This window comes from Photobacterium ganghwense (assembly GCF_017329545.1).
Lineage (GTDB): Bacteria > Pseudomonadota > Gammaproteobacteria > Enterobacterales > Vibrionaceae > Photobacterium > Photobacterium ganghwense.
The window spans coordinates 2,653,703-2,669,483 of the sequence record NZ_CP071325.1 but is presented as its reverse complement, the minus strand read 5'-3'; the positions used below and the strand labels follow the sequence as shown (position 1 = coordinate 2,669,483).

Below are 15,781 nucleotides of genomic sequence, written 5' to 3'. Positions count from 1 at the left end.
AAGGTTTTTCATGTTTACTGGCATTATCGAAGCGGTCGGTACCCTTACCGCGCTGACACCGAAAGGCAAAGACATTTCTGTAACCGTGGAGTCCGGCAAGCTCGATCTATCCGATGTAAAATTGGGGGACAGTATTGCCACGAATGGCGTGTGCCTGACCGTGGTTGCCCTAACCGGGTCCGGTTATGTAGCCGATCTGTCACTGGAGACCCTGCAACGGACAGCCTTTGCTTCCTACAAGTCGGGCCAGAAAGTGAATTTGGAAAAAGCCATGTTGCCGACCACCCGTTTCGGGGGGCATATGGTCTCGGGCCATGTCGACCATGTGGCGGAGATTGTCGAGCGGACACAAACCGGTCGTGCCATTGAGTTCTGGGTGAAGGTGCCGTCGCATCTGGCGAAATACATCGCTGAGAAAGGCTCGGTGGCCGTCGACGGAATCAGCCTGACCGTTAACGCCGTGCGTGGCGACGAATTCAAACTGACCATCGTGCCGCATACTGCGCTTGAAACCACGATGGAAAGCTTCAAGCCGGGTCGCAAAGTGAATCTGGAAGTGGATGTGATTGCCCGATACCTGGAGCGCCTGATGCTGGGAGAGAAAGCCGCAGCTCAGTCGTCACAGGTTTCGATGGATCTATTGGCACGTAGCGGATTTCTGAGATAACCGCCAAGGCGGTTCAGCAAGCAGACACAACAACAAAAGGTAGCGTTATGGCATTGAGCAGTGCAAAGGAAATCATTGAGGATATCCGTCAGGGCAAAATGGTCATTCTGATGGATGATGAAGATCGGGAAAACGAAGGCGATCTGATCATTGCCGCCGAAAAAATCACCCCTGAGGCCATTAACTTTATGGCGCGCCACGGACGTGGCTTGATTTGCCTGACGCTGACTAAGCAGCACTGTCAGCAGCTCAAGCTGCCGCTGATGGTGCAGGACAATACTGAGCAGTTCAGCACGAACTTCACCGTTTCCATTGAAGCGGCGGAAGGGGTGACAACCGGTATCTCTGCCGCAGACCGTGCTCGCACAGTGCAGGCCGCGGTGGCCCAGCATGCAACCCCAGCTGACATCGTGATGCCGGGCCATATCTTCCCGCTGATGGCGCAGGAAGGCGGAGTGCTGGCGCGCGCTGGTCACACCGAAGCCGGTTGTGATATCGCTCGTCTGGCGGGGCTGGAGCCGGCCAGTGTGATTGTTGAAATCCTCAATGAAGACGGCACTATGGCACGCCGTCCGGACCTGGAAGTGTTCGCCGAGCAGCATGGTCTGAAACTGGGGACCATTGCTGATCTGATTGAGTACCGCAACAATAACGAAACCACCATTGAGCGTATCGCGCAGTGTATTCTGCCAACAGAGTTCGGTGAGTTTGAGATGATCACTTACCGCGACACCATCGACAGCCAGGTCCATTTTGCGCTGCAGAAAGGGCCGGTTTCTGCTGATACGCCAGCGCTGGTACGTGTGCATTTGCAGGACACTTTCAAAGACATTCTGCACTCCGGTGCCAGCCAGTGGACACTGCCGTGTGCTATGAAACGTATCGCCGATGAGGGCGGGGTGCTGGTGGTTCTGAGCAAAGCGGAAAATCCGGAATCACTGATTACCAAGGTGCAGCATATGGCGGCGCAACGTGAGGGCAACCCGCAGGTGAAGCTCAACCCGAAAGACCAGTCTCGTCAGGTCGGTGTCGGCTCACAGATTCTGTCTGACCTTGGGGTCTCCAAGATGCGCCTGCTGTCATCCAGTACCCAGCGTTACCACTCACTGTCCGGATTCGGTCTGGAAGTGGTCGAATATATTTGCGAATAACCACATCGCTGTTCGTATTTTATCAGCGGGCCCTGGCCCGCTGACTTATCATTTAATAGCCGGAACAGAAAGTGCGGCGTTCTCGCTTTATACGTATGAAAGATGCCAATTGGTATAACGCATAAAGTGTGATAGACTCCCGCGGTTTCTCATACCGGAAAAAAGACATAGTCACAGGAAGGCCCATGAAGGTAATCGAAGGCGCCATCGCGGCACCAAACGCAAAAGTTGCTATCGTAATTTCTCGCTTCAACAGCTTCATTAATGAAAGCTTGCTGGAAGGCGCTCTGGATGCGCTGAAACGTCAGGGTCAGGTAAGTGATGACAACATTACTGTTGTACGTTGCCCTGGTGCTTACGAGCTGCCTTTGGTTGCTCAGCAAGTAGCTAAAAGCGATCGTTATGACGCTATTGTTGCGCTTGGCTCTGTGATCCGTGGCGGTACGCCACACTTTGATTATGTTGCCGGTGAGTGTAACAAAGGTCTGGCACAGGTTGCTCTGGAGTACAACACTCCGGTGGCATTTGGTGTACTGACTGTTGATACCATCGAACAAGCCATTGAGCGTGCCGGTACCAAGGCTGGTAATAAAGGGGCAGAGGCTGCACTAAGCGCGCTTGAAATGGTTAATGTCCTGTCCCAAATTGAATCCTAATGGGGGTTAGTGTGAAACCAGCCGCACGTCGTAATGCACGTCAGTTTGCAGTGCAAGCTATTTACTCTTGGCAAATCACCAAAGGCAATGTTGCTGATATCGAGCAGCATTTCCTGTCTGGCGACAACTTTGAAGAAGAAGAGCATCAGGCTGATGCCCCTGTTCTGGCTGCACCGCAGACAGACGTTGCCTACTTCCGTGATCTGCTGACGGGTGTTGTTCTGAACCACCAGGAACTGGACAGCAAAATGCGTCCATACCTGTCACGTCCGCTACAGGACCTGGATCAGATGGAACTTGCTCTGCTTCGTCTGGCTATGTACGAGATGATGAAGCGTGATGACGTACCATACAAAGTAGTGATTAACGAAGCGATCGAACTGGCGAAAGCCTTCGGCGCGGAAGACAGCCACAAGTTTGTGAATGGTGTGCTGGATAAAGCGGCACCGACACTTCGTAAGAAGTAAGCGCGAATACTTACAAGGCCAGCACTGCTGGCCTTTTTTCTATCTAGACTGAGAACCCTTCCATAAAAGCACATGGCAACAAACGAATTTGATCTGATTGCCCGCTATTTCTCCCAGCAGGCGGTCTCCCGGAAAGATGTTCCTTTAGCAATCGGCGATGACTGCGCCTTGCTCGAAGTGCCGTCTGGCAGTCAACTGGCGGTCAGCACCGACTCACTGGTATGCGGTACCCACTTCCTGCCTGATGCCGATCCTGCGCTTGTTGCGCACAAGGCACTGGCATCTAATCTTAGTGATCTCGCAGCGATGGGGGCGACCCCTGCCTGGGTATCACTGGCGCTGACGATGCCGGAACCTGATGAAACCTGGCTGGCCCGGTTCTGTGAGGGCTTCTTTGCCCTGGCGGAGTACTATCAGGTGCAGCTGGTGGGGGGCGATACCACCAAAGGGCCGTTGAGTATTACTCTGACGGTGCATGGTTTTGTCCCTCAGGGACAGGCGCTGACCCGCAGCGGGGCAAAGGTCGGGGACTGGGTGTATGTGACCGGCAACCTGGGTGATAGCGCCGCCGGACTGGCATTGCTGCTCAACCAGCAACACTCTGACGATGCCCAGCTGGCGGCAACACTGCTATCGCGCCATTATGAGCCGCAACCCCGGATTCTGGCCGGGCAAGCACTGCGTGATATAGCTTCGGCAGCTCTGGATATTTCAGATGGCCTGATTTCAGATCTGGGACATATCCTGAAGCGGTCCGGGGTCGGGGCTGAGCTGGATGTGGATGCTCTGCCGCTGTCACCCGAGCTGTGCCAGTTTATGCCTGACCGAGATAAGGCGCTGCAACTTGCGCTGACCAGCGGGGAGGAGTACGAACTCTGCTTTACCGTACCGGCACAAAATCGTGGCGCGGTTGATACGACGATGGCCCACACCGGTGTAAAGGCAACCTGTATCGGCCAGATTCGGGCGGGCAGTGCAGTCAGCCTGGTGCGCGATGGCCAGCCGTTGGACTGGCAATTGCATGGTTATGATCATTTTGCGGAGTAAGCTGTGACGGATCCGAAAGCAAACATTAATCTGAAAAACCCGTGGCATCTGCTAGCGACCGGATTCGGTAGCGGGTTGTCACCGGTCGTACCGGGCACCATGGGGACTCTCGCGGCTGTGCCGTTTTACTTGTTGCTGGCGCAGCTACCGTATGGCATCTACCTGCTGTTGACGCTGGTCGCGGCGGTGGTGGGCATCCGGATTTGTCAGCGCACGTCTGATGATATGGGGGTGCACGACCACGGCAGTATTGTCTGGGACGAGTTTGTCGGGTTCTGGATCACCATGGCCATTGCGCCGGTAGTGAGCTGGCAATGGGTATTGACCGGTTTTATCCTGTTCCGCTTTTTCGATATGGTGAAGCCGTGGCCAATCAGCTGGCTGGACAAACATGTTCATGGCGGGCTGGGGATCATGGTGGATGATATTCTGGCAGGTTTCATGGCCATGATCGCCCTATGGGGAACAGGCCACTGGCTGGGCTGGTAGCTACGTGGGCAGTTAGTCACGATCTCAGTACGGGATAAAAAGCCAAACTTAAAACCGTCAGAAAGAAAAAACCGCGCATTGCGCGGTTTTTTAAATTGGACTTGCCTGAGGCTTAATCGGCCATGTAAGCGCGGATTTGCTTCTCAATGCCTGGGCCATCAATGTCCAGGGCAGCATGCAGTTCGGCCTGTGTGCCTTGCTCAATAAAGCGATCCGGCAAGCCCAGGTTCAGAACCGGCTTGAGGACTTTCTGCTTCATCAGGAATTCGTTGACCCCGCTGCCTGCACCACCGGCGATGGCATTTTCCTCGACGGTGACCAGGACATCATGGTTAGCTGCCAGTTCAAGGATCAGGGCTTCATCCAGCGGTTTTACAAAGCGCATGTCGGCCACGGTGGCGTTGAGGTTTTCTGCCGCTTCCAGCGCGTAGCTCAGGGTGGTGCCAAAGTTCAGGATGGCAACCTTTTCCCCTTCACGGCGAATGATCCCCTTACCGATAGGCAGTGCTGTCATCTCCCGTTCCGGTGTGACGCCTGTCCCACTGCCGCGCGGATAACGTACGGCACTTGGCCCCTGATGTTGGTGGCCGGTGTACAGCATCTGGCGACATTCGTTTTCATCGCTCGGTGCCATGATCACCATGTTCGGAATGCAGCGCATAAAGCTCAGATCGAACGCGCCCTGATGGGTCTGACCATCCGCTCCCACCAGACCACCACGGTCGATAGCAAACATGACCGGCAGGTCCATGATCGCCACGTCGTGAATCAGTTGGTCATAGCCACGCTGCAGGAAAGTCGAGTAGATCGCCACAACCGGTTTATAACCGCCGATGGCCAGACCGGTTGCCAGTGTCACCGCATGTTGCTCGGCAATGGCGACATCAAAGTACTGGTCCGGAAACTCTTTCGAAAACCGTACCATGCCGGAGCCTTCACGCATGGCCGGGGTAATGGCCATCAGCTTTTCATCCAGCTCAGCCATGTCGCATAACCAGTCGCCAAACACGTTGGAGAAGGTCGGCAGGCTTTTCGCTTTTGGAATTGGCGTCTGCGTCAGGTCAAACTTCGGTACGGCATGATAGTTAATCGGATCGGCTTCGGCCGGTGCATAACCACGGCCTTTTTTGGTCATGATGTGCAGGAACTGCGGTCCTTTCAGGTTACGCATGTTCCGCAGGGTCTTGACCAGTTCTTCGACGTCATGGCCGTCAATCGGGCCAATATAGTTAAAGCCCAGCTCTTCGAACATGGTACCCGGGACCACCATGCCTTTCAGGTGTTCTTCGGCACGCTTGACCATCTCTTTGAGCGGTGGCGCACCGGACAGCACTTTCTTTCCACCTTCGCGGATGGTGGTGTAGAGGTTACCTGACAGCAGGCGAGCCAGATGGTTGTTCAAGGCACCTACGTTTTCTGAAATCGACATTTCGTTGTCGTTCAGAATCACCAGCATATCCGGGTGAATATCCCCGGCGTGGTTCATCGCTTCGAATGCCATCCCGGCGGTAATCGCACCGTCGCCGATAACACTCACGACTTTACGTCCCTGACCTTCTTTGGCAGCGGCAATCGCCATTCCCAGACCGGCACTGATCGACGTTGAAGAGTGGCCGACGGACAGTACGTCATACTCACTTTCTTCGCGCCACGGGAACGGATGCAGGCCGCCTTTCTGGCGGATGGTCGGCATCTGATCTCGGCGACCGGTCAGAATCTTGTGCGGGTAGGCTTGGTGGCCGACATCCCAGATCAGGTGATCAAACGGGGTGTTGTACACATAGTGCAGAGCCACGGTCAGTTCGACCGCACCCAGCCCTGAGGCAAAATGGCCACTGCTGCGACTGACAGAATTCAGCAGGTATGTACGCAGCTCATCGCAGACGGCGGGCAGGCTTTCTGCCGGCAGCAGGCGAAGTTCATCTGGGGTATTGGCCAGAGCCAGATGAGGGTATTTTGAAATATCCAGTGTCATATCATTCGCGCTTATTTTAGTTATTGCGCTCGATGACGTATCGGGCAAAAACTTCTAGTTGGTCTGTATTGTAGGGTATCGCGTCCAGCGCGTGTAGCGCCTGTTCATACAGCTGATGCGCTTTTGCCTTGGCGCCATCCAACCCGAGAAGAGCAGGATAGGTACTTTTGTCTAGCTCGATATCAGAGCCCTGCGGCTTGCCGAGGGTGGCGGTATCGCTAATGACGTCAAGAATATCGTCTTGCACTTGAAAGGCCAACCCAATTGCGTCGGCATACTGGTTCAGCTGAGGGAGTACGGCACGCCCTTTTTCACCGGCTGCCAGCGCGCCCATGCGGATCGCACAGCGGATCAGGGCTCCGGTTTTATGGCGGTGGATGGTTTCTAGTTGTTCAAGGCCGACATGCTTGCCTTCGGCTTCCAGATCCAGCGCCTGACCCAGACACATGCCTTGTGAGCCAGAGGCTTTCGCCAGCTCCTGAATCATTGCGACACGGTTCGTTTCCCCATCGGCGCTGAGTGGGCCGGAGGACAGAATGTCGAACGCCAGAGTCTGCAGGGCATCACCGGCCAAAATGGCGGTCGCTTCATCGAAAGCGATATGGCAGGTCGGCTGGCCGCGACGCAGGTTATCGTCATCCATGGCTGGTAAATCGTCGTGGATCAACGAATAGGCATGAATGCATTCAACTGCTGCGGCTGGGGTATCAAGGTCCGTCGTCTGGGCACCCAGCATTTCACCGGTGACATACGTCAGGAACGGGCGAGCTCGTTTGCCACCCAGCAGGGTGCCGTGCTTCATCGCCTTGATCAGAGAGTGTTCAGCATAAGGTTGTGCGTCAATCCATTGGCCGAGCTGCTGAATATTTCGCTCTTGGTAAAACTGCAGGGATTGCGCCAGTGAAAGCTTGTTATTCATGGCTTGCATCAAAGTTGGTCAGGGGAGCCTGGTCATCGGCTTGCAGCAGAATTTCTACGCGTTGTTCTGCCTGAGTCAGCTTCTGCTGGCTGGTACGGGCAAGCGCAATGCCGCGTTCAAATTTCTTCAGCGCATCTTCCAGCGCGATATCACCGGATTCGAGCTCCTGAACAATTGCGTCCAGTTCATCCAGTGCGGCTTCGAAAGCCATATTTTCTGGTTTTTTGGCTGCCATAATGGTGTCGTTTCTTTTTAAGTGCTCGAAAAATAACGTAGAGCTTTATCCGGGTCAAATTATCGCACAGTAAACTGTGTGACAGACAGTAATTTTCACCTTTTCCCAAGAAAAGCTAAATCAAAGTGCCATCATGCCGATATATACCCACAAACAGTGTGATATAGCGATGCCAAAAATCGTGAACGGCAGGCGTTCCGTCAGTCACCGAACTATGAAACCGAGCAGTGGCTGGCTACAATAGGCCACGTTAACTCGCGAGCAAATGAAAGAATTGGAGATTCTCAAGTGGATTTGGCGACCCTAATCGGATTAGTCGGCTCTTTTGCCTTTGTCATCATGGCGATGGTGCTCGGGGGCAGTTTCGGGATGTTTGTGGATACCCAGTCCATCCTGATCGTATTTTGTGGTTCGTTATTTGTTGCATTGATGCAGTACAGCATCGGGCAGTTCTTCGGTGCCGCTAAAATTGCCGCCAAAGCCTTCATGTTTAAAACCGACAACCCGGAAGATTTGATCGCGAAAATCGTCGAGATGGCGGATGCTGCGCGTAAGGGCGGTTTTCTGGCGCTGGAAGAGATGGACGTGGAAAACACTTTCCTGCGGAAAGGGATCGACTTGCTGGTTGACGGCCATGATGCCGACGTGGTGCGGGCAACGCTACAAAAAGACATTGCGCTGACCAATGAGCGTCATGAACAGGGCATCAGCATTTTCAAGGCTCTGGGGGATGTTGCCCCGGCGATGGGGATGATCGGCACCCTGATTGGTCTGGTGGCGATGCTGTCAAACATGGATGACCCGAAAGCTATCGGTCCGGCCATGGCCGTAGCCTTGCTGACAACCCTGTACGGTGCCATTCTGGCCAACATGGTAATGCTACCGATTGCCGCCAAGCTTGCGCTGCGCAAAGATGAGGAAAAACTCAACCGCCGTCTGATCCTCGATGGGGTGCTGGCGATTCAGGATGGTCAGAACCCGCGGGTGATTGACGGTTACCTGAAAAACTACCTCAACGAGAAGAAGCGTTCCATTAATGCGGATGAGTAAGGGGAGCGAGCGTGGAAGAAGAACATAAGTGTCCCCCGCCTGGGTTGCCGCAGTGGATGGGAACCTTTGCTGACCTGATGTCGCTGCTGATGTGTTTTTTTGTACTGTTGTTGTCATTTTCTGAAATGGATGTGCTGAAATTCAAGCAGATTGCCGGTTCCATGAAGTTTGCTTTCGGGGTACAGAACATGCTTGAAGTCAAAGACATCCCAAAAGGGACCAGTGTGATTGCCCAGGAGTTTCGTCCCGGTCGTCCGGAGCCCACGCCGATTGAAGTGATCATGCAGCAGACCATCGACATGACCCAGCGTACCCTGGATTTTCATGAAGGGGAGTCGGATCGGGCCGGTGGCACTCAGCGTGAAGCCGGCAAGTTAACCGGTGGCCACAGTGCAGACGTTGCCGCAAAAGATGAGCAGAGTAGCGAAGATCCTTCATCGGAAGCGCAAGAGCAACTGATGGAGGTACTTCAGCAGGCGCTGGATCGGGAAATTGAGGAAGGCGCAATCGAAGTGGAAAACCTGGGGCAGCAGGTCGTGATCCGGATTAAGGAAAAAGGTGCGTTCCCTGAAGGTTCTGCTTTCCTGCAACCTAAATTCCGTCCGCTGGTTCGGCAAGTTGCGGATTTAGTGAAAGACATTCCCGGCGATGTGCGGGTGACCGGCCACACCGACAATGTAAAACTGGATTCTGAGCTGTATCGCTCGAATTGGGATCTGTCTGCCCAGCGCGCGGTGTCTGTGGCGCAAGAGATGGAAAAAGTGGAGGGCTTCGACCACAGGCGCCTGCGAGTTGTCGGCCTGGCTGATACTCAACCGCTGAACGGCAACCGCACGGAAGAAGAGCGTAAGGCCAACCGCCGGGTTGAAATTTCTATCATGCAGGGGAAACCGCATTTTACCGATGAAATTTCCTCGCAAGACGCAGCTGGCAAGGCGCAGGCACAGCCCTGACGGGTAACGATTTTCCTGTTGTTTGTACGACAGGAACGCCGCGTCAACTACTCTCAGCCGCCCGGAATTGACCGGGCGGCTTTTTTCTTGGTGCGTTTCACCGACAGCAGGAAAATGGCGGATTATCTACGCGGCCAGAAAATGTGCCTACACTATAGGTAATTGCATCAGGAGGTAATTGCACCTGGTTAAATACAACGTCCTGTTTTCAGCCACTGCCTGCATGCGGTATAATCCGCGCCTTTGATCCTTTTGGTTTTGTTTGGCCCAGTGTAGCGAAGCGTGTTATGAAATTTATTGTTAAACCCCATCCGGAGATTTTCGTAAAGAGTGAGTCTGTACGAAAACGCTTTACAAAGATCCTGGAATGTAACATTCGCATTATCCTTCAGCGTCTGTCCGACTCCATGGCGGTGTACAACCGTCGTAGTCACATTGAAGTATCCTCGAAGGATGACAGCTTGCGTGATCAGGTGCTGGCCGTGCTGACCCAGACGCCGGGTATTCACCACGTACTGGAAGTCAAACAGACTGAGTTTACTGACCTGCACGATATTTACGAGCAGACACTGGAACACGTCCGTGACCAGTTGGAAGGCAAAACGTTCTGTGTCCGTGCGAAACGAATCGGTAAGCACGACTTTACCTCGATTGAGCTGGAGCGTTATGTCGGTGGCGGTCTGAATCAGGCGGTGGCGTCGGCTTCAGTGAAATTGAAAGATCCTGACATCACTGTGCGTGTGGAAGTGGATCACGACAAACTGAACCAGATTCTGGCGCGCCACAAAGGTCTGGGCGGTTTCCCTCTGGGAACGCAGGAAGATGTTCTGAGCCTGATTTCCGGTGGCTTTGACTCAGGCGTGTCCAGCTATCTGCACATTAAGCGCGGCAGTAAAGTGCACTACTGTTTCTTCAACCTGGGTGGTCCGGCGCACGAAATTGGTGTCAAGCAGGTCTCCAACTTCCTGTGGAAGAAATACGGCTCGTCTGCGAAAGTGCGGTTCATCGCTATTGATTTCGAACCGGTCGTTGCTGAAATCCTGGAAAACATTGCTGACGGCCAGATGGGCGTTGTGCTCAAGCGTATGTTCATGCGTGCGGCCGGTATGGTAGCTGAACGTTTCGGCATTCAAGCGCTGGTGACTGGTGAAGCGCTGGGTCAGGTATCCAGCCAGACCCTGACCAACCTGCGTCACATTGATGGCGTAACGGATACGCTGATTTTGCGACCGCTGATCAACTGGGACAAAGAAGACATCATCAATGTGGCGCGTGATATTGGCACCGAAGATTTCGCCAAGACGATGCCTGAATTCTGTGGTGTGATTTCTAAGAGTCCGACGGTAAAAGCGGTTAAAGAGAAGCTGGAAGCAGAAGAAGCCAAATTTGACTTCACTATTCTTGAGCGTGTGGTATCAGAGGCTCGAGTGATGGACATTCGTGATATCGAAAAAGAAAGCCAGGAAAAAGCGCCGGAAATCGAGTTGGTTGCTCAGATTGATGATGGCGCGATAGTGCTGGATATCCGCAGCCCGGACGAAGAAGACGAAAACCCGCTGGAGCTGGATAACGTAGAGGTGAAGCACCTGCCGTTCTACAAACTGGCTACGCAGTTCGGCGATCTGCCGCAAGATAAAACGTATCTGCTGTACTGTGACCGTGGTGTGATGAGCCGTCTTCAGGCGCTGTACCTGAAAGAAAATGGCTTCGAAAACGTCAAGGTTTACCGCCCGTAATCAGGCGATTCAAAGGCAAGGTGCTGAGAACGGTTCAGATTCAAATACCGCCCGCCCAGATCTTCAAAGTCTGGTGTTGTAACTACTGGTGTTGTAACTAAAAGGGCTGGAACTGAGAATCGCTGAACTGAACAGCATGACATAGAAAACGGGAGCCCAAGGGCTCCCGTTTTTATTGGCTTGCCGTAAAGACTTTCGTCAATCCTATCGCCAACACTTTTGCAATGGCAGACGCACAGGCAGAAGGGCAGGATGTCGCAGGTTCATTACCGGACACAGAGACTCACGATGAGGTCGACTCGTTTTTCGGCATCACGTCATAATTCATGTGCGGCCACATGACCATCGGCTCGGCGACTTCAGCGGCTTTCCGTTTGCCGGCCAGCCGGGTAATGATCTCCAGTGCAAATTCCTGTGAGGTCCCCGGTCCCTGGCTGGTCAGCAGGTTATTGTTCACATCAAAAGTGACCCGTCTGGAGCGGCGGCGCGAGGCCGGGATGGTATCCAGAAAAGCCGGGTGCGAGGTCATCAGGGCATTAGGATAGACCTGATGGTGCTCAAGAAAGACAGCCGGCGTGGCACAAATGGCGGCGACCAGCTTGCCGTCATACTTGTGCTGTCGCACGAACTCCAGCAGCAACGGGCTGTCACGGAAATACTCGGCGCCACCAAGGCCGCCCGGCAGGACGACACAGTCAAACGGCTCATCGGCAATTTGGACCAGGGGGACGTCGGCGACCAGCTTGATACCGCGCGAGCCTTCCATCATCAGCGCGCCGTCTGAGTCAACGCTGGCGGTTGTCACATCAAATCCCGCCCGGATCAGAATATCGATGGCGTTGATGGCTTCCATCTCTTCGGTGCCGGGGGCGATACAGACAGCGACCCGGATCGGACGTGGCTGGGAGTGGTCATTGGTCATGGTCGTGTTGCTCCAATCGTTTTATGTGTTGCCACAGGCCAAGGTTGGTCGGTACGGCCAGTTGGTGCGCCTGTGCGCGTCGAACAAGATACCCGGTAATATAGTCGATTTCTGTCGGCCTGTGGTGGTGAATATCCCGGTTCATCGATGAGTAATTGGCCGCGGTTGCCAGAATGACATTCTCGACCTGCTGGCGCAGGGTGTTGGCACTGGTCGGATACCCTTCGGCGTTCATTACCGCCGCCACTTCCTGGCAGATGCTGTCCAGTGCTCCGGAAAATTGTGGTGCCGCCAGTTCACCGTTACGACACTGATGCATTGCGGTCAGCGGGTTGATCGCGCAATTGATCGCGAGCTTTTGCCAGAGGGGGACAAAAATATCATCATGCCACTGACAGGGAGCCAGCGCATTATCCAGTACCGCGGCCAGCTCAGCATGGCATTTCCCGGCGTCATTGACCGCACCGATCCAGCTTTGCCCCCTGCCGGTATGCTGAAGAGGTGAATCGCCCTGTGATTGTTCCTGAGAATGGCCCGGTCGGAAAGAGGCCTGTGAGGTTGTTGCATAAAGCACCGGCTGCTGAGGGCGGTTTTCTTCTACCAAGCGGCGAAGCACAAGGCTGTGTGTGCCCATGCCGTTGTGCATAATAATCACTGGCGTGGTCGGGGAAAGATGCGGCAGTATGCTGTCCAGCGCTGCTTCGACCTGAAAAGCTTTGACGGTAATCAGCACCATGTCTGCCTGGCTGAGCGCGTTGGGATTGTTGGCATCTATTCGAATACGGCGGCTGCAGGCTGGCTCCAGCGCGGTGTAGTCTATATCGAGGAAAGGTTCAGAGCGGCGCGTCCAGAACTGAACTGAATGGTTCGGTTCAAGTTGGCATCCCCACAGTTGGCCAATGGCACCTGCGCCTACAAGGGTAATTTTCACCTGCTGTCCTTGCTATCGATGATCATCCCGGAAGGTGATCGGGTTGAGAGAAAGCAGGATCATAACATGGTTCCAGCATCGCTGGCGCCCATTCCATTAGGGCTTGCCGAGAGGTGAAGCCGCCGCCCGAAGGCGGCGGAACTTCAGAACTTGTAGGTGACGGAGAAGTAGTGGCTGGGGCCGGTGGACTCGAGTGCATCGGAGTCATCAATCAGGTAAACGTCATAGAACAGTTTCAGACCATAGCCGACAGAATAACGGTCAGAGTGCCAGTACAAGCCATTAAACATGGTGCCGCCATGGTTGGCCTGATGATTGCCTTTGAACGTACTGTCTGCCCCAAACTGGTAGTCAATGTACCCTTGGTAGGCGACAAAGCTGCCGTTGGAAAAGGTATAGAAAGGTTTGAACCAGTTGGTCGAAAACTGATACCCGTTCCAGTCTTTAGCGTTGATATCGTAAAGGGCGTAGAGGTTCATCCCTACTTTGCCAAACCAAGGCACCTGCACATCTGAGCCGATCCCCCAGAAGGAGTTGTTGACGCCCTGAAAACCGGTGCGATCGTAGCCGCCATCCCAGTTAAAAAGAGTTGCCAGATAGAGTTCCTGAACCGGGCCAAAAGAAAGGTCTTTTCCGGTCATGGCATCCAGCGACAGGCGGGGGCTGAATTTCATGAACATTTTGGGGCGGCCGTTTTTGTCGCTGCCGTCGTGTTCCGTGAGGTTGAAAACGTCAATGTAGCCATACAGGTCAAAAATCCCTGAGCGGCCACCAAATTCCATCTCAAGATAGTCGTGCCCGCTGTGATCGCTGTCGTTGCGGGGATACTCCTCAAGCGCGTACATCAGGTTGAATTGAAACCACTTATAATCATTTTTATGGATATCATCAGAGTAGTCAGCAGCAAGGCTATGACCGCTGAACAATGCTGCTGATCCCAGTGCCAAGTGAGTTAAATATTTATGCATGATGGTATCTCGCTAGCCTAAGTGCCATTGCTTATTCACTTTCACCACCACCTGAGATCGCTAAAAAGGTACAGATTATTGACCACTGCTTTTATGGTGAAAGGTTTGTGTGACGGGCAAACGGGTCTACGGCTTGTAATGCTGCACGACTGGTATTACTGCACTGCTTTTACCGCTGCATTGGGGGGAGCATGATTTGCCTCATCATATTAAGGCTAGGAGAATTTCTTAACTTTGGGAGACGAGTCTTAGGTAAAAGGTGATGTCGAGCAATGCGACAGGCAAGACTATCAAAGAAAAGTGAGAAAAATGAATAAATTGCATGCTCATGTCTCGGAAAAAATTCTTCTCTTAAGATTGAGATAATGAGGAAAAAGTGGGGATGTTTGTGGCCAAAAGACAAAAAAGCACCCGAAGGTGCTTTTTTTGTTCATTCAATTCAGACGACAAGATTAGAACTTGTAAGTAACGCTGAAGTAGTGGCCTGCGCCGGTCGACTTGAAGTCGTTTGAATCTTTAATGCCGTAAATATCTTTGTACAGCTTCAGGCCGTAACCTACCGCGTAACGGTCAGAATGCCAGTAGATACCGTTGAACATTGCGCCGCCGTTACTTGCGGTTGCGTACTCATCTTTCATACCAAATTGGTAATCGATGTAACCCTGGTAGGAAATGAAGCTGCCGTTGTCAAAGAAGTAGAATGGTTTGAACCAGTTGGTAGAAATCTGGTAACCGTTCCAGTCTTTTTTGTTTGAGTCGTAAGTAGCGTACAGGTTCAGGCCAACTTTACCGAACCATGGCAGGTTTACATCAGAACCCAGACCGACTTTTTGTGAGTTTGTTGTTTCACCTGGAAGGCATACTGTTCTGTCTTCGTTGCAGTTAGTTGCACCGCCACCGCCCCATTCCATCAGCGTCGCCAGGTACAGTTCCTGAACTGGTCCGAAAGACAGGTCTTTACCCGTTACTGCGTCCAGAGAGATACGAGGCGCAAATTTCATGAAAATTTTGTCCGCACCTGCTTTGTCGCTGTCAGGATCGCTGGTCAGGTTGAACACATCAACGTAACCGTACAGGTCGAAAATACCAGAGCGGCCGCCAAATTCCATTTCCAGGTAATCGTGGCTAGATTCACCTGGTAGCTCATCAACTGTATACATCAGGTTGAATTGAGCCCAGCTGTAATCGTTTTTGTGGATGTCGTCAGAATAATCTGCGGCGTTAACAACAGCTGGCAGGGCAGTTGCAGCCAGCACGCTCAGTGCTACTAGTGATTTACGCATGGGTGAACTCTCGCTAATTGTGTCTCTGAAATCCGGACTTTTTTGTTGTCCGTGTTTTGTTGGCGGTGATTCTATTGCTTTGCGTCACTGTTGTGAATGTAACGATTGCGCAATCCTTTGCTAGTTGTGATCTTGATCGGGTGTAATCGATTTCAAATTCGGTAAAGGGTGATCTTATGCCGGTTTTTAGTGTGATTTTCCGCTGATTTTCTGAACTAAGTGTGAATTGGCTCCTCTAAGCCGCTCCACTTAGAGGAGGAATTTGTGGAATAACAGAGGGAGTGAGAAAAGGAGGCCATACTGCTCAACAGAATACCTCCACAAAACGGTGC

General features: G+C 53.0%; 16 protein-coding genes. 9 read left to right on the top strand and 7 right to left on the bottom strand.

Going from position 1 to position 15,781, the window contains the following annotated elements:
* The first annotated feature begins 10 nt into the window (after positions 1–10).
* The 6 genes from FH974_RS12185 to pgpA all read left to right on the top strand — a co-directional run bounded on the left by FH974_RS12185 (position 11) and on the right by pgpA (position 4,477).
* Positions 11–667 carry a riboflavin synthase gene (locus tag FH974_RS12185; RefSeq protein WP_207103308.1) on the top strand — a complete coding sequence of 219 codons (657 nt, stop codon included), beginning with the start codon at positions 11–13 and terminating at the stop codon, positions 665–667.
* Positions 668–714: 47 nt separating this feature from the next.
* Positions 715–1,818 (top strand): bifunctional 3,4-dihydroxy-2-butanone-4-phosphate synthase/GTP cyclohydrolase II, encoded by a 1,104-nt coding sequence (gene ribBA / locus FH974_RS12180; RefSeq protein ID WP_207103307.1) that lies wholly within the window; start codon positions 715–717, stop codon positions 1,816–1,818.
* Between the two features lie 185 nt (positions 1,819–2,003).
* Positions 2,004–2,474, top strand: coding sequence for a 6,7-dimethyl-8-ribityllumazine synthase (ribH, locus tag FH974_RS12175; RefSeq protein WP_047878822.1), 471 nt, complete (start codon positions 2,004–2,006; stop codon positions 2,472–2,474).
* Positions 2,474–2,941, top strand: coding sequence for a transcription antitermination factor NusB (gene nusB, locus FH974_RS12170; protein WP_047883933.1), 468 nt, complete (start codon positions 2,474–2,476; stop codon positions 2,939–2,941). Before ribH ends, nusB begins: the two co-directional genes overlap by 1 nt.
* Before the next feature lie 72 nt (positions 2,942–3,013).
* Complete coding sequence (thiL, locus tag FH974_RS12165; RefSeq protein WP_047883932.1) at positions 3,014–3,988, top strand: thiamine-phosphate kinase; 975 nt, start codon at positions 3,014–3,016, stop codon at positions 3,986–3,988.
* 3 nt (positions 3,989–3,991) lie between these two features.
* Positions 3,992–4,477, top strand: a complete 486-nt coding sequence (gene pgpA / locus FH974_RS12160) for a phosphatidylglycerophosphatase A (protein WP_047883931.1) — start codon at positions 3,992–3,994, stop codon at positions 4,475–4,477.
* A 112-nt stretch (positions 4,478–4,589) separates the two neighbouring features.
* Here the strand turns inward: pgpA and dxs are convergent, their stop codons facing one another.
* From dxs to xseB, 3 genes are read right to left on the bottom strand one after another with little or no spacing between them, the layout of a single operon-like run.
* On the bottom strand, positions 4,590–6,452 hold the full coding sequence (dxs, locus tag FH974_RS12155) for a 1-deoxy-D-xylulose-5-phosphate synthase (RefSeq protein ID WP_047883930.1): 1,863 nt from the start codon (positions 6,450–6,452) through the stop codon (positions 4,590–4,592).
* A gap of 16 nt (positions 6,453–6,468) precedes the next feature.
* The gene (gene ispA / locus FH974_RS12150) at positions 6,469–7,371 is read right to left on the bottom strand and encodes a (2E,6E)-farnesyl diphosphate synthase (protein ID WP_047883929.1); all 903 of its coding nucleotides are present in this window, start codon (positions 7,369–7,371) and stop codon (positions 6,469–6,471) included.
* Positions 7,364–7,606: an exodeoxyribonuclease VII small subunit gene (gene xseB, locus FH974_RS12145; protein WP_207103306.1), complete on the bottom strand. Its 243-nt coding sequence runs from the start codon at positions 7,604–7,606 to the stop codon at positions 7,364–7,366. Before xseB ends, ispA begins: the two co-directional genes overlap by 8 nt.
* Positions 7,607–7,894: 288 nt before the next feature.
* Here xseB and pomA point away from each other — a divergent pair, with 288 nt between their 5' ends.
* The 3 genes from pomA to thiI all read left to right on the top strand — a co-directional run bounded on the left by pomA (position 7,895) and on the right by thiI (position 11,345).
* Positions 7,895–8,656 carry a flagellar motor protein PomA gene (gene pomA / locus FH974_RS12140; RefSeq protein ID WP_047883927.1) on the top strand — a complete coding sequence of 254 codons (762 nt, stop codon included), beginning with the start codon at positions 7,895–7,897 and terminating at the stop codon, positions 8,654–8,656.
* Between the two features lie 56 nt (positions 8,657–8,712).
* Positions 8,713–9,609, top strand: coding sequence for a flagellar motor protein MotB (locus FH974_RS12135; RefSeq protein ID WP_047883926.1), 897 nt, complete (start codon positions 8,713–8,715; stop codon positions 9,607–9,609).
* Positions 9,610–9,896: 287 nt separating this feature from the next.
* Positions 9,897–11,345, top strand: a complete 1,449-nt coding sequence (gene thiI, locus FH974_RS12130) for a tRNA uracil 4-sulfurtransferase ThiI (RefSeq protein ID WP_047883925.1) — start codon at positions 9,897–9,899, stop codon at positions 11,343–11,345.
* Between the two features lie 283 nt (positions 11,346–11,628).
* On the opposite strand, the gene FH974_RS12125 is transcribed toward thiI, so the two are convergent.
* The 4 genes from FH974_RS12125 to FH974_RS12110 form a co-directional block, all read right to left on the bottom strand.
* Entirely contained in the window at positions 11,629–12,267 is a 639-nt protein-coding gene (locus FH974_RS12125) for a DJ-1 family glyoxalase III (protein WP_047883924.1), read from the bottom strand.
* On the bottom strand, positions 12,257–13,198 hold the full coding sequence (gene panE, locus FH974_RS12120; RefSeq protein WP_207103304.1) for a 2-dehydropantoate 2-reductase: 942 nt from the start codon (positions 13,196–13,198) through the stop codon (positions 12,257–12,259). Before panE ends, FH974_RS12125 begins: the two co-directional genes overlap by 11 nt.
* Positions 13,199–13,341: 143 nt before the next feature.
* Complete coding sequence (locus FH974_RS12115) at positions 13,342–14,166, bottom strand: nucleoside-specific channel-forming Tsx family protein (RefSeq protein WP_047883922.1); 825 nt, start codon at positions 14,164–14,166, stop codon at positions 13,342–13,344.
* Positions 14,167–14,618: 452 nt separating this feature from the next.
* Entirely contained in the window at positions 14,619–15,449 is an 831-nt protein-coding gene (locus FH974_RS12110) for a nucleoside-specific channel-forming Tsx family protein (protein ID WP_047883921.1), read from the bottom strand.
* Between the last annotated feature and the right edge of the window lie 332 nt (positions 15,450–15,781).

Excerpts from the sequence above, each read along its gene's own strand:
- FH974_RS12185 (WP_207103308.1), top strand. The coding sequence starts at position 11 with ATGTTTACTGGCATTATCGAAGCGGTCGGTACCCTTACCGCGCTGACA.
- ribBA (WP_207103307.1), top strand. The coding sequence starts at position 715 with ATGGCATTGAGCAGTGCAAAGGAAATCATTGAGGATATCCGTCAGGGC.
- ribH (WP_047878822.1), top strand. The coding sequence starts at position 2,004 with ATGAAGGTAATCGAAGGCGCCATCGCGGCACCAAACGCAAAAGTTGCT.
- nusB (WP_047883933.1), top strand. The coding sequence starts at position 2,474 with ATGGGGGTTAGTGTGAAACCAGCCGCACGTCGTAATGCACGTCAGTTT.
- thiL (WP_047883932.1), top strand. The coding sequence starts at position 3,014 with ATGGCAACAAACGAATTTGATCTGATTGCCCGCTATTTCTCCCAGCAG.
- dxs (WP_047883930.1), bottom strand. The coding sequence starts at position 6,452 with ATGACACTGGATATTTCAAAATACCCTCATCTGGCTCTGGCCAATACC.
- ispA (WP_047883929.1), bottom strand. The coding sequence starts at position 7,371 with ATGAATAACAAGCTTTCACTGGCGCAATCCCTGCAGTTTTACCAAGAG.
- xseB (WP_207103306.1), bottom strand. The coding sequence starts at position 7,606 with ATGGCAGCCAAAAAACCAGAAAATATGGCTTTCGAAGCCGCACTGGAT.
- FH974_RS12135 (WP_047883926.1), top strand. The coding sequence starts at position 8,713 with ATGGGAACCTTTGCTGACCTGATGTCGCTGCTGATGTGTTTTTTTGTA.
- thiI (WP_047883925.1), top strand. The coding sequence starts at position 9,897 with ATGAAATTTATTGTTAAACCCCATCCGGAGATTTTCGTAAAGAGTGAG.
- FH974_RS12125 (WP_047883924.1), bottom strand. The coding sequence starts at position 12,267 with ATGACCAATGACCACTCCCAGCCACGTCCGATCCGGGTCGCTGTCTGT.
- FH974_RS12115 (WP_047883922.1), bottom strand. The coding sequence starts at position 14,166 with ATGCATAAATATTTAACTCACTTGGCACTGGGATCAGCAGCATTGTTC.
- FH974_RS12110 (WP_047883921.1), bottom strand. The coding sequence starts at position 15,449 with ATGCGTAAATCACTAGTAGCACTGAGCGTGCTGGCTGCAACTGCCCTG.